The sequence below is a fragment of the Hymenobacter sp. genome (assembly GCF_031398885.1).
Taxonomy (GTDB): Bacteria; Bacteroidota; Bacteroidia; order Cytophagales; family Hymenobacteraceae; genus Hymenobacter.
Window position 1 is genome coordinate 55176 of sequence record NZ_JANNOD010000056.1, and the last position, 12728, is coordinate 67903.

10 protein-coding genes are annotated in these 12728 nt (G+C 63.2%); 6 read left to right on the plus strand and 4 right to left on the minus strand.

Translation table 11 applies throughout. The annotated features are described in order from the left end of the window. The first annotated feature begins 52 nt into the window (after positions 1–52). Positions 53–712 carry a T9SS type A sorting domain-containing protein gene (locus RMO51_RS11000; RefSeq protein WP_310394595.1) on the plus strand — a complete coding sequence of 220 codons (660 nt, stop codon included), beginning with the start codon at positions 53–55 and terminating at the stop codon, positions 710–712. Positions 713–972: 260 nt separating this feature from the next. Next, positions 973–3984, plus strand: coding sequence for a DUF2723 domain-containing protein (locus RMO51_RS11005; protein WP_310394597.1), 3012 nt, complete (start codon positions 973–975; stop codon positions 3982–3984). A 56-nt stretch (positions 3985–4040) separates the two neighbouring features. Here RMO51_RS11005 and RMO51_RS11010 read toward each other — a convergent pair whose 3' ends face one another. Together RMO51_RS11010 and RMO51_RS11015 are read right to left on the minus strand one after the other, a co-directional pair. Continuing rightward, entirely contained in the window at positions 4041–4502 is a 462-nt protein-coding gene (locus RMO51_RS11010; protein ID WP_310394598.1) for a DUF6036 family nucleotidyltransferase, read from the minus strand. Continuing rightward, a complete protein-coding gene (locus RMO51_RS11015; protein ID WP_310394600.1) occupies positions 4495–4710 on the minus strand; it encodes a hypothetical protein in 216 nt (71 codons plus the stop codon). Before RMO51_RS11015 ends, RMO51_RS11010 begins: the two co-directional genes overlap by 8 nt. A 112-nt stretch (positions 4711–4822) precedes the next feature. Between RMO51_RS11015 and RMO51_RS11020 the strand changes: the two genes are divergently transcribed. The 3 genes from RMO51_RS11020 to RMO51_RS11030 are packed head-to-tail and all read left to right on the plus strand — an operon-like array spanning position 4823 to position 7488. Continuing rightward, entirely contained in the window at positions 4823–6130 is a 1308-nt protein-coding gene (locus RMO51_RS11020) for a GWxTD domain-containing protein (RefSeq protein WP_310394602.1), read from the plus strand. Next, a complete protein-coding gene (rlmB, locus tag RMO51_RS11025) occupies positions 6067–7122 on the plus strand; it encodes a 23S rRNA (guanosine(2251)-2'-O)-methyltransferase RlmB (RefSeq protein WP_310394603.1) in 1056 nt (351 codons plus the stop codon). The genes RMO51_RS11020 and rlmB overlap by 64 nt, the downstream gene beginning before the upstream one ends. Positions 7123–7131: 9 nt before the next feature. Then, positions 7132–7488 (plus strand): hypothetical protein, encoded by a 357-nt coding sequence (locus RMO51_RS11030; RefSeq protein ID WP_310394605.1) that lies wholly within the window; start codon positions 7132–7134, stop codon positions 7486–7488. Between the two features lie 101 nt (positions 7489–7589). Here RMO51_RS11030 and RMO51_RS11035 read toward each other — a convergent pair whose 3' ends face one another. After that, entirely contained in the window at positions 7590–8672 is a 1083-nt protein-coding gene (locus RMO51_RS11035; protein WP_310394607.1) for a mannose-1-phosphate guanylyltransferase, read from the minus strand. A gap of 192 nt (positions 8673–8864) precedes the next feature. Beyond that, the gene (locus tag RMO51_RS11040; RefSeq protein WP_310394609.1) at positions 8865–9887 is read right to left on the minus strand and encodes a KpsF/GutQ family sugar-phosphate isomerase; all 1023 of its coding nucleotides are present in this window, start codon (positions 9885–9887) and stop codon (positions 8865–8867) included. A 349-nt stretch (positions 9888–10236) separates the two neighbouring features. Here RMO51_RS11040 and recQ point away from each other — a divergent pair, with 349 nt between their 5' ends. Beyond that, positions 10237–12441, plus strand: a complete 2205-nt coding sequence (gene recQ, locus RMO51_RS11045; protein WP_310394610.1) for a DNA helicase RecQ — start codon at positions 10237–10239, stop codon at positions 12439–12441. Positions 12442–12728 lie beyond the last annotated feature (287 nt).

Sequence of the window (12728 nt, forward strand, 5' to 3'; positions counted from 1 at the left end):
TTTTCGGCTTTCAATCATTGTCTTTTCACATTCATTTTTTTCTGCCTTTGTTATGAAACTCTTTACTCGTTCATTAGCTGCTCTGCTGCTGTTAGTAGCTTCATTGGCCCCCTCGTGGGCGGTCAACATCACCATCCTAGTTGGCAATAATTATTACCACGGGCCGAACAACACGAACTCAGACTCAGATGTCCGCATCATCACGGTGGGCGACGTAGTTACCTGGACCTGGGTAGCTGGCTCCCACCCCACGATGTCGGACAGTTCCCCGGCCGCTTGGGCAACCTTCCCGATGAATTCGGCTAGCCCAACGTTTACCAGAACCTTTAATACGGTGGGCATCTTCCCCTATCATTGCACTTCACACGGTGGCCCAAACCTGGGCCAGTATGGCAGCCTCGACGTACGGGTTGCCACGCCCACCGCTACGCTGGATGCGCGCTCAGCGGGCATTACGGTGAATGTATTCCCCAACCCCAGCCGCGGCCAGGTCACGGTGCAGTTCGAGCAGAAGCAGAAGCTCAGCGGCGACTACAAGCTGCGCTTGAACAACATCATCGGCCAGGAGATTCGCACCTTCGCCCTCAAGCCCGAGCTAACGTCCGCCGGCCTGCCGCTGGATTTGACCGACCTGCGCGCCGGCGTGTATTTCTACAGCCTGCTGGTAGACGGCAAGGTGGTGACCACGAAGCGCCTTGTCTTGCAAAACTGACCCGGATTTTTTCCAGTTCGATGACCGAAAAGCAGCCATGGGCTGCTTTTCGTGTTTGTAGGCCGTGGCGCGGTCGCAACGCGGCGGCTGCCGGACCCCGGGCTCCGGGCCAGGGCGGTGGTACACTGGTTGCCGCCCCCCGAATTCCGGCGACTGCAACGTTGCCGTGCTACTTTTGACCTTTGGCTGCTCCCGTAGCTTTTGTTTCCCGACTCTCTGCCTGCCGCGTGGGCCCTGGGGCCCGCGCTCTTTCCGACTTTATGCGTTCCTTCAAAAGCCTGAATAACCTCGTTGGCTGGCTCGTTTTTGCCATTGCCGCCGTCACCTACCTGCTCACCCTGGAGCCCACGGCCTCGTTCTGGGACTGCGGCGAGTTCATTGCCTGCTCCTACAAGCTGCTGGTACCCCACCCGCCGGGCGCGCCCACCTTCCTGCTGCTGGGCCGCCTGATGTCGCTGCTTTCCTTCGGCGACGTGACTAAGGTGGCGGTGCTGATAAATGCGCTTTCGGGGCTGAGCAGCGCGTTCACGGTGCTGTTTCTGTTCTGGATTATCACCCGCATGGCCCGCAAGCTGGTGCTGCGCGGCGAAGCCCGCGACCACGCCCTGACCGCCGAAAGCATCGAGCCCACCGGCTACCAAACCCTGTTGATTCTGAGCGCGGGCGCGGTGGGCGCGCTGGCGTTTGCGTTTTCCGACTCCTTCTGGTTCAACGCCGTGGAGGGCGAGGTGTACGCCATGTCGGCGCTGTGCACGGCGGCCGTAGTCTGGATAATGCTGAAGTGGGAAGGCCACGCCGACGAGCCCGACTCGGACAAGTGGCTCATTTTGATTGCCTACGCCATTGGCCTGAGCATCGGGGTGCACTTGCTCAACCTGCTCACGCTGCCGGCGCTGGGCTTCATCTACTACTACCGCCGCACGGCCAACCCCACGGCCAAGGGCGGCCTGCTGGTGATGGTGGTGAGCATGGTCATCGTGGGCTCCATTCTGGTGGGCATCATCCCCGGGCTGCCCACGCTGGCGGGCGGGTTCGAGGTGTTCTTCACCAACACCATCGGGCTGCCGTTCAACTCGGGCCTGATTATCTTCCTGCTGCTGTTTGGGGGCCTGATTTACTTCGGCTTCCGGCTCTCGTTCCAGCGCCGGAGCCAGTTGCTGAACACGGCCATGCTGTGCTTCGTGTTCATCCTGATTGGGTATTCGAGCTACCTCATCGTGCCCATCCGCAGCTCCTTCCACCCCACCATCAACGAAAACAACCCCGAGGACGTGCTCAGCTTCGTGAGCTACCTCAAGCGCGAGCAGTACGGCTCGCGGCCGCTGCTCTACGGCCCGCAGTTCAGCTCCAAGCCCGACCGCTACGAGGAAGGCGCCCCGCGCTACGCCCGCGACCCGAAGACCAACACTTACAAGGAAATTCTGCCCCGCCAGCAGGAGCCCGGCTACCCCGACGAGGACCTGATGCTGCTGCCGCGCATCTACAACTACGAGCCCGACCAGGTGGCCAACTACCAGAAGTGGGTGGATATTCAGGAGGGCGTGAAGCCCACCATGGGCCAGAACCTGGGCTTTTTGTTCCGCTACCAGATGGGGCACATGTTCTGGCGCTACTTCATGTGGAACTTCGTGGGCCGCGAGTCCGACGTGCAGCAGGCCGGCGTGGTGACGCCGCTCAGCCCCGGCGCCGCGAGCCTGCCGCCGCGCATCGGCGAGAGCCCGGCCCACAACAACTTCCTGGCGCTGCCGCTCATTCTGGGGCTCGTCGGGCTGTTTTTCCAGAGCCGGCGCGACAGCAAGGACGCCTGGGTGACGGGCCTGCTGTTCCTGATGACCGGCCTGGCCATCGTGTTCTACCTCAACCAGCCGCCCCGCGAGCCGCGCGAGCGCGACTACACCTTCACCGGGGCCACGTTTGCCTTTTCCATCTGGATAGGGCTGGGCGTGCTGGGCCTGGCCGAGCTGCTGGGCAAAGTGGTGAAGGCCGACGGCCTGCGCGCCGGCCTGGCCCTGGCGGCGGGCCTGATTATTCCGGGCATCATGGTGGCCCAGGGCTGGGACGACCACAACCGCTCGGGCCGTTACAACTCGGTGGACTCGGCCAAAAACCTGCTCAACTCCTGCGCCCCGAACGCCATCCTGTTCACCAACGGCGACAACGACACCTTCCCACTCTGGTACGCCCAGGAGGTGGAGGGCGTGCGCACCGACGTGCGCGTGGCCGTCCTCAGCTACCTGAACACCGACTGGTACATCCAGCAGATGAAGCGCCGCTCGTACAAGTCGGAGGGCTTCCCCATCAGCATGGGCGACGCGGCCTACGCCCAGGGCACCAACGACATGCTGCCCTTCGCCGCCAACCCGGCCGTGCAGAGCGTGAACCTCAAGGAGTTTATTCAACTGGTGAAGGACGACAACCCGCTCCTGCAGGTGCAGTACCAGGAGGGCGGCCCGGGCATGATGTCGTTTCCGACGCCCAACTTCTACCTGCCCGTCGACACGGCGGCCGTCAAGAAGCTCGGCATCATCCCCAAGGGCCGCGAAAAGCAGCTCGTCGCCCGCATGGACTGGAGCATGGGCAAGCGCGCCATCGAGAAGAAAAACCTGGTGATTCTGGACATGATTGCCACCAACAACTGGCGGCGGCCCATCTATTTCAGCAGCACCGTGGCGCCCAGCGACTACATGAACCTGCAGCCCTACTTCCAGATGGAGGGCATGGCCTACCGCTTGCTGCCGCTGAAAGACCCCAACTACGACCCCCGCAGCGGCGACGACGGCTACGTGGAAAAGGCCATCACCGAGCAGCACCTGCTCCGGGATTTCAGCTACCGCGGGCTCGACAACCCCAATATTTTCTACGACGAAAACAGCCTGCGCTTCCCGGCCAACTACCGCGACAAATTCGCGCGCCTGGCCTCGGCCTACCTCGCCGACGGCAACGTGGCCAAGGCCAAGGAAGTGGCCGATAAATGCCTGGCACTGATGCCCGACAAAGCCATTCCGTACGACGTGTATTCGCCCCAGCTCGTGCCCGCGCTGGTAGCGGGCGGCGAGAAGAAAAAAGCCGACGAAATCCTCGACACCATGACCCGCCGCTCGGAGCAGATGCTGGCCTACTACGCCGGCCGGCCCGACGGCAGCTTGTTCGAGGACGACCAGCGCAATTACCTCGTCAGCCTGCAATACGTGTACCGCGCCGCCGAGCTGAGCGGCGACAAGGCCCGCAGCGAAAAAGCCGTGGGGCTGATGAACCAGTACTACCCGCGGTAGGCGACGGACAAGGAGCCAAGAAAGGGTCGGTCCGCGCACTGCGGGCCGACCCTTTTTCATTCGGGGTCAGGCAGGTTGTCCAAGTCGTTTTGGTCGCGCGGCCGGCCGGCGGCACGCTTGGCTTGCAGCAAGTGCTGGAAGTGAATCAGGCGAACGGTCAGGCTCTCCACCTCCTTATCTGTAGCCCGAGTGTAGGCGTCGGCAAAGTCCAGTCCTTTCAGGCTGGTCATGACATCAATGGCGACTGGGGGACGGCCGAAGGTGAACACGTCGAATTTGGTCTGGTGCAGAAAATTCTCGGCCGTCATGTCGAAGATTGGCATTCCAAACGCTTGGAAGGCTTGTACCAACTGCGCGTAGTTAGCCGACGTTTTGTCCACCCAAATGTCCAGGTCGCCAGTGGTGCGGCTGTAGCCGTGCAGGATGACGGAGTAGCCGCCTACCAATACATAGCGAACATTGTTTTGCTGCAGTGCTGCCAAAAAATCACGAAAGTCCGGGTTGAAGATGTTACCCATCGCGGCGGTGGGCGTGGACCCGGCACGAAAACACGGTGCGGTCCAGACGCGGCGGGTTGTTGAGGTCGTAATTAAACGCCACGCTGTTGAGGTACATGGCCGCGCGCAGGCGTTCGGTGGGCGTGTTGGGCTGGTGCGCGCGGTGGTAGGCTTCGGCTTCCGCGTGGGTACCCGCGTGGAAGGCCGTTCGGTCGAGGCGAAAGGACATGAGGCGAAGGCAATGAAGAAAGCCTTATTTGGCACCAAATTTACGCAAGCGAATGGCCCGCCCTTGAGTTGCCAATTGGCAGCCGACGCGACCTTTCCATATAGTTCGACCCATGAGAGGCATAGCTAAAGTAACTGGAGTAAGCGGTTTGCTGCTGCTGCTGGCCGGCAGCTTCAGTTTCCAGGAGGCCGCCTTCACCCCCCTGGCCCCGCGCCCCGACTACGCCGGCCTCTACCGCGACGGGCCGCGCCTGGCCGTGGACACCCGCCGCGAGGGCGACAGCTTGCGCCTCTACCTGCGCCTGCCCGCCCCCGCCCGCCTGGGCCCGGGCCACAACTTGCGCCTAGCCGTGTGGCCCAGCTACGAAGCCAAGCAGCCGCTGTGGCAGGACAGCGTGCCGCGCCGCCAGCAGCGCCCGCGTCCCGACGGCGACGGCGGCGTGCGGCTCAGCTTCTGCGTGGCGGCGGCCCGGGTGCCCGCCGGCGCCGTGCTGGAGCTGAGCACGGGCCGCGTCGATGCCAAGGAAGATTACCAGGAGCCCACCACCACTGCCTGGCTCCGCCTGACGGAGGCCCACCTGGCCCGGCCGTTCGTGCTTACCGACTCGGTGGGGCAGCCGCTGCTGCGGCGCTACGTGCGGGCCGGTGAAACCTTTGGCGTGGACAGCTACGGCCTCTACCAGCCCGTGCGCTGGAAGCGCTACGCCGTGAACCCTACCCCGGCCCTGCCGCCCATGACCAACCCGGCGGCCCTGCCCGCCGGGCCGCGCGTGCTGCCGGTGCTGGACTCGGCCGAAACCCGGCCCGGCGAGCCCCTGCGCTTCGACGAGCCCGGCCTGTATGCCCTGCGCGTGGGCGGGACCGGTGGCGCCAAGCTGCGCACGCTGGCCGTAATGGTGGCGGCCAATGCCTACCCCGCCCTCACCACCGCGGCCGAGCTCATCGAGCCCCTGCGCTACCTCACCACCAGCCAGGAGCGGCAGAAACTGACCGACGCGCCCGACCCCAAGCGGGCCGTGGACAAGTTTTGGCTCGACATCGCCCAGGGCAACCAGAAGCTGGGTAAGGACTTGATACGGCGCTATTATGGCCGCGTAACGGCGGCCAATGCCCTCTTCGCCGCGCACAAAGCCGGCTGGCTCACCGACCGGGGTTTGCTGTACGTGGTACTGGGGCCGCCGCCCAGCGTGCGGCGGCTGTTCAACGGCGAGGAGCGGTGGTTCTACCCCGAGGGCAGCCAGAGCGGCGGGCCCGTCAGCTACACCTTCCGCCCCCGGCCGAGTACCTTCGCGCCTGACTACTACGAATTGGTGCGCCGGCCCGAGTACGAGCTGCTCTGGTACGCCGCCGTTGAAAAATGGAGACCCCCCCCGACCGCCCTGACCGGCCCGAACGCCCCCAACGACCCGCGCGCCCGGTAGCCGGCCGCCGCTTCTACGACGGCGCCAACCGCCCCGTCACCCCCAAACAGTTCCGCCCCGACCGCAGCGGCAGCGAATTCGACGAGCGCCCCGCCCGCCCCCGGGGCCGCGGCGGTAGCGACAACCGCGACGACGCCCCCACCGACCGCCCCGTGGGCCGCGCGGAGCGCGGCGAGGCCCGCCCGCCCTACCGCGAGCGCAGCGGCGCCAGTGCCGACGACCGGCCGCGCTACGAAAACCGCCCCGCCGCCGACCGCAGCATCGACATGCTCTTCGGCCTGCGTCCCATCCTGGAAGCGTTGAGCGCCGGCCGCACGCTGGAGAAAATCTTCCTGCTGCGCGGCACCAAGAACAGCCTCGTGGCCGACATCTCGGCCGCCGCCCGCGCCGCCGGCATCCCGGTGCAGCAGGTGCCCGCCGAAAAGCTCGACGGCCTCACCCGCAAAAACCACCAGGGCGCGGTGGCCTTCGTCTCGCCCATCGACTACGCGCCGCTCGACAGCATCGTGTCCGGCCTGTTTGAGGAGGGCAAGGTGCCGTTTCTGCTGCTGCTCGACCGCATTACCGACGTGCGCAACTTCGGCGCCATTGCCCGCACGGCCGAGTGCCTGGGCGTGCAGGCCATCGTGGTGCCCGGCCGCGGCGCCGCCCAAATCAACGGTGATGCCCTGAAAACGTCGGCCGGCGCGCTGAATATTCTGCCGGTGTGCCGGGAGAATAGCCTGCACGAAACCATCCGGTTCTTGCAGCAATCGGGCGTGACCGTCGTGGCCTGCACCGAAAAAGCGGAGGAAGCCGTGGGCGCCGCCGACGTGGACTTTACCGGCCCCGTGGCCATCCTCATGGGCTCGGAGGAAGACGGCATCTCACCCGACCTGCTGACCCTGGCCGACGTGAAGCTGAAGGTGCCCATGAGCGGCCAGATTCAAAGCCTGAACGTGAGCGTGGCCGCGGGCATCATGCTGTTTGAAGTGGCCCGGCAGCGGGTTTAAGTTTATTTTATGGGCCAACTCATTGCTACTGCTCATCCTTGGCAGAAGATTGAAGGCACTTACATCAGCCTAAATGAGTATGGTTGGAAACATGACCATATGTTAGCTCTGGTCAGGCACATTCAGGCCACTAATTTATCGAGGCGGCTTTTTGCTGTGACTTCCCTGGACAACCTGGTTGTAAGCGGTTATATTCCTTTTGAGTTTGGTCACGAAACGCTCCATATTAGATTTGACCGCACCAATCAAGCCTTCCTTTTCGATTACTGTCTTCGGCATCTGAGAGAGCCGGAATTCCACCGCGTTTATCCAGCGGAGCTGGGAATCAAAAAGTTTGACCAATTTATCAAATGGATAGGCTGGTAAACCGACAACAAAAAAGCCCGCTCAGTGAGCGGGCTTTTTTGTTGTCGGTTAGTCCGGCTCCCCTCTCTTTTGGAGAGGAGTAGGGGGTGAGGTTACCGCCCTCAATTATACCCGTTGCCCTTCTTGGCCTTCACGTCGGCCACGAAGTCCTTCACGCGCTGCTCTTCGCTGCGCTTGCAGATGAGCAGCACGTTGTCGTACTCGGCCACGATGTAATCCTCCAGGCCCTGCACCACCACCAGGCGCTCGGACGGGGTTTTGATGACGCAACCGCTCGTGTCGTAGAGCAGCACGTCGCCGCTCACCACGTTGCCGTGCTCGTCGTGCCGGCCGATGCGGTGCAGCGAGTCCCAGGTGCCCACGTCGCTCCAGCCGAAGTCGGCGGGCAGCACGTACACGTTGTCGGCCTTTTCCATCACGCCGTAGTCGATGCTGATGTTGCGGCAGCGCGAGTAAGCTTCGCTGATGAAGGCTTCTTCCCGGGGCGTACCCAGCGCGTCGGCGCCTTCGTCAAACACCTCGGCGATGTCGGACAAGTACTGCCGGAAAGCCGCCAGAATCACGTCGGCGCGCCACACGAACAGGCCGGAATTCCAGAGGAAATCGCCGCTGTCGACGAACATGCGGGCCAGCTCCAAATTGGGCTTCTCGGTGAAGGTCTTCACCTTGTGCAACCCGCCGCCGGGCAGCGACTGGTCGTCCATGTACTGAATGTAGCCGTACCCGGTGTCGGGCCGCGAGGGCTGGATGCCGAGGGTGATAAGCACGTCGTTGGCCCGGGCCGCCGCCACGGCGGTGCCGATGAGGCGGCGAAACTCGTCTTCGCGCAGCACGGCGTGGTCGGCCGGCGTCACGATGATGGTGGCCCGGGGGTCGCGCTGGGCGATGCGGTAGCTGGCGTAGGCAATGCACGGCGCGGTGTTGCGGCCAATGGGCTCGCCCAGAATCTGGTCGGCCGGCAGCGTCGGCAGGTGCTCCTGCACCAGGGCCACGTAGTCGCGGTTGGTGACTACAAACACGTTTTCGGGCGGGCACAGCACCGCAAATCGGTCGACGGTGAGCTGAAGCATGGAGCGGCCCACGCCCAGCACGTCGTGAAACTGCTTGGGGTGATGGGTGCGGCTAAACGGCCAGAACCGGCTGCCAATGCCGCCAGCCATGACGATGAGGTAGGTGCTGGTCAAGGGGTGAATGGGTGAATGGGTGAGTGGGTGAATGACCCGGTGGGCCGCTATTCGCCCCGTTCACCTGGTGAAAATCAAGGGGTGGGAATCAGTAACAAAATTGCACGGGAAAATCTGAAGACCCGGCCACCACCCACACCGCAACGGCCGGTAAAATACCCATTCATTCATTCATTCATTCACCCAGCGCCTCTACACCAGACCCTCGCGCAGCAAGTCGTGCAGGTGAATGAAGCCGGCAAACTGCCCGTCTTCCGTGACTACCAGCTGCGTAATGTTGCGCTGCTGCATCCGCGCCAGGGCTTCGGCCGCGAAGTCTTCCACGTCAATGGTGGCCGGCTGCGGGGTGAGGATGTCGCGCGCGCTGAGCCTTTCGAGGTCGGAAAAGCTGCCCAACATGCGGCGCAGGTCGCCGTCGGTGATGATGCCGGCGAGCTGGCCGGCGGCGTCGAGCACGGCCGTGGCGCCGAGGCGCTTGCCGGATATTTCCAGCAGCACGTCCTTGAGGGGCGCGCCTTCGCCTACTTGAGGGCGCTGGTTCTGGCGGCTCAGGTCGCCCACTTTCAGGTAGAGGCGCTTGCCCAGGGTGCCGCCGGGGTGCAGGCGGGCAAAGTCGGCGGCGGTGAACTGCCGGCTTTCGAGCAGGCACACGGCCAGGGCGTCGCCCAGGGCCAGGGCGGCGGTGGTGCTGGTGGTGGGGGCCAGGTTGTTGGGGCAGGCTTCTTTCTGCACCGGGGCGTGCAGCACGTAGGTGGCTTGCTGGGCGAGGTAGGAGTCGGCGTTGCTCACCAGCGCGGCCAGCGGCACGCCCTTGCGGCGCAGCAGCGGCACGAGCACCTTGATTTCGGGCGTGTCGCCGCTCTTGCTGATGGCCACCACGAAGTCCCCGGGCTGAATCATGCCCAGGTCGCCGTGGATGGCGTCGGCGGCGTGCATGAACAGGGCCGGCGTGCCGGTGCTGTTGAGCGTGGCCACGATTTTGCCCGCGATGTGGGCGCTTTTGCCGATGCCCGTGACCACCACCCGGCCCTTGAGCTGCAAAATGGCCCGCACGCAGTTCGCAAAGTCGGGCGTGGCGGCCAGCGCGGCGGCCACGTCGTGCAGGGCGGCGGCTTCTTCGTGCAGCACCTGCCGGCCAATGGCCACCACGTCAATGGTGACCGGAAGGGCTTGGGCGGCAGCGGGCGAGTTGGCGGAATTGACGGGAGCGGGCATGGGAGCAGCAGTGGGTGAGGCCGCAAAATTGGGGCGTAGAAAGTAAGCCGGGGACCGGGAGCACGCGGCGCGAACGGCGCGGGCCCGCCCGGCGTTGCGGCGGCCCGGGCGCGGTTCTCACGTTATTAATCCAATTGGCGGCGCGTGGCCAACCCGCTGTTTCGACGGTCGCGGCATGGCCCGACCGAACCGCAGGCCGGTTCCGGGCTTTGGGGCGGCTCATGCCATGTAAAGAAATTGTTTTCCACAATTCATGAAAAACACCATTTTTCACGCAAAAAAACTGGGCCCATGCTTATCTTCGTTAAGAACCGCGCGTCTGCACGCCGCCCACCTGAGTTATCGTCCTATGTCCCCTGTTGCCATCCAAGAAGCCCCGGCCGTCGTGGCCGATTTGAAACATACGCTAAAAGAAGTATTTGGCTACGGCCAGTTTCGGGGCACGCAGGAGGCTGTTATTCAAAACGTTTTGGCGGGGCACAACACCTTCGTCATCATGCCCACGGGCGCGGGCAAGAGCCTGTGCTACCAACTGCCGGCCTTGGTGATTTCGGGCACGGCCATCGTCATCTCGCCCCTCATCGCCCTGATGAAGAACCAGGTCGACCAGCTCAGCGCCTTTGGGGTGAACGCGCAGGTGTACAATTCGACGCTGACCAAAACAGAGATGAACCGGGTGAAAAAAGACGTCATGAGCGGCGAGGTGCGGCTGCTGTACGTGGCCCCGGAAAGCCTCACCAAGGACGACACTATTGACTTCCTGCTGAAGTCGACCATCAGCTTCGTGGCCATCGACGAGGCCCACTGCATCTCGGAATGGGGCCACGACTTCCGGCCCGAATACCGCAAGATTCGCGGCATCATCGACAACCTGGGCGGCAACGTGCCCATCATTGCCCTCACGGCCACGGCCACGCCCAAGGTGCAGCTCGACATTCAGAAGAACCTGCAGATGGACGACGCCAGCGTGTTCAAAACCAGCTTCAACCGCACCAACCTCTACTACGAGGTGCGGGCCAAACACAACACCAAGAAGCAGCTGATTCAGTACGTGAAGCAGCACAAGGGCAAGGCCGGCATCATCTACTGCCTGAGCCGCAAGAAAGTGGAGGAAATTGCCGAGCTGCTGCGCGTGAACGACGTGCGCGCCCGCCCCTACCACGCCGGCCTCGACCAGCAGGTGCGCATCGACAACCAGGACGCGTTTCTCAACGAGGAGTGCGACGTGATTGTGGCCACCATTGCCTTCGGCATGGGCATCGACAAGCCCGACGTGCGCTTCGTGATTCACTACGACGCGCCCAAGAGCATCGAGGGCTACTACCAGGAAACCGGCCGCGGCGGCCGCGACGGCCTGGAAGGCAACTGCCTGATGTTCTACAGCTACGACGACATTCTGAAGCTGGAGAAGTTCAGCAAGGACAAGCCGGTGACCGAACGCGACAACGCCCACCAGCTGCTGGCCGAAATGACCAACTACGCCGAAAGCGCGGTGTGCCGCCGCCGGCAACTGCTGCACTACTTCGGCGAGGTGCTGGACACGGACTGCGGCTTTTGCGACAACTGCCGCCACCCCAAGGAGCGGTTCGAGGGCGAAGCCGCCGTGGGCCTGGCCCTGCGCGCGGTGGTCCAGACCGAAGCCCGCTTCAACCTCACGCACATCGGGCAGGTGCTGCTGGGGCTGAGCAACCCGCACATCGAGAGCTACGCCCACAACGCGCTGCCGGTATACGGGCAGGGCCAGGCGCTGGGCGACGCGCAATTCTGGCACTCGGTGCTGCGCCAGTGCCTGCTCAACGGCTTTCTGGAAAAGGACATTGATAGCATCGGCCTGGTCCGCATCGCGGACAAGGGCCTTGATTTTATTGAGCATCCGTACTCCATTACCCTCACCAAAGACCACAATTTCGACGCCGAGCAGAAGGCCGACGAGGAAAAAGTGGAGGTGCAGCAGGCCGCCGGGCACGACGAAGCGCTGTTTGTGCAGCTCCGGGAATTGCGCAAGCAGGTGGCCAAGCAAAAGAACCTCCCGCCCTACGTTCTTTTTCAGGACCCGAGCCTGAAGGAGATGGCCACCACCTACCCCACCACGCTGCACGACCTCACGCACGTGTCGGGCGTGGGCCAGGGCAAGGCCCAGAAGTTTGGGGCGCCGTTCGTGGCCGCCATCAGGCAGTACGTGGAGGACAACGACATCGAAACCGCCGAGGACGTGGTGGTGAAGTCGGCCGTGAACCGCTCCAAAATCAAAATCTACATCATCCAGCAAATCGACAAGAAGATGATGCTCGAGGACATTGCCTCGTCCAAGGGCATCGCCATGGCCGAATTGATGGAGGAAATCGAACACATCTGCTACTCCGGCACCCGCCTCAACCTGGGCTACTACCTCGACGAAATGGTGGAGGAAGAGCGCCAGGAAGAAATCTACGACTACTTCATGACGGCCAGCACCGACAACATTGCCGTGGCCATGCAGGAAATGGGCGACGACTTCACCGAGGAAGAGCTGCGCCTAGTGCGCATCAAGTTCATCAGCGAGGTGGCGAACTAGCCCATTTTTCAGGTTCGTGTACACCTTTCACCTTACCCCCAGCCCCTCTCCCGCGGAGAGGGGGGCCAACCGTAGGTCGGGAGCGGCTCCCCTCTCCGCGGGAGAGGGACTGGGGGTGAGGTGAAGTGGAAAGCAGAACGTATAAACTGACCTGGAAACGGCTATAACTTCCCGCGTTTCGTAGCGCCAAAGCCGTGACATTGCGAAAGCCGCTCTCGAGTAGGAGCGGCTTTTTCATTGGCTGCTCGCAAACTGATAAGTTGAACCCTCCCCACCCAACCGCGTAT

Coding starts and splice junctions, on each gene's coding strand:
- RMO51_RS11000 (WP_310394595.1), top strand. CDS start 53: ATGAAACTCTTTACTCGTTCATTAGCTGCTCTGCTGCTGTTAGTAGCT.
- RMO51_RS11005 (WP_310394597.1), top strand. CDS start 973: ATGCGTTCCTTCAAAAGCCTGAATAACCTCGTTGGCTGGCTCGTTTTT.
- RMO51_RS11010 (WP_310394598.1), bottom strand. CDS start 4,502: ATGGGTAACATCTTCAACCCGGACTTTCGTGATTTTTTGGCAGCACTG.
- RMO51_RS11015 (WP_310394600.1), bottom strand. CDS start 4,710: ATGTCCTTTCGCCTCGACCGAACGGCCTTCCACGCGGGTACCCACGCG.
- RMO51_RS11020 (WP_310394602.1), top strand. CDS start 4,823: ATGAGAGGCATAGCTAAAGTAACTGGAGTAAGCGGTTTGCTGCTGCTG.
- rlmB (WP_310394603.1), top strand. CDS start 6,067: ATGGAGACCCCCCCCGACCGCCCTGACCGGCCCGAACGCCCCCAACGA.
- RMO51_RS11030 (WP_310394605.1), top strand. CDS start 7,132: ATGGGCCAACTCATTGCTACTGCTCATCCTTGGCAGAAGATTGAAGGC.
- RMO51_RS11040 (WP_310394609.1), bottom strand. CDS start 9,887: ATGCCCGCTCCCGTCAATTCCGCCAACTCGCCCGCTGCCGCCCAAGCC.
- recQ (WP_310394610.1), top strand. CDS start 10,237: ATGTCCCCTGTTGCCATCCAAGAAGCCCCGGCCGTCGTGGCCGATTTG.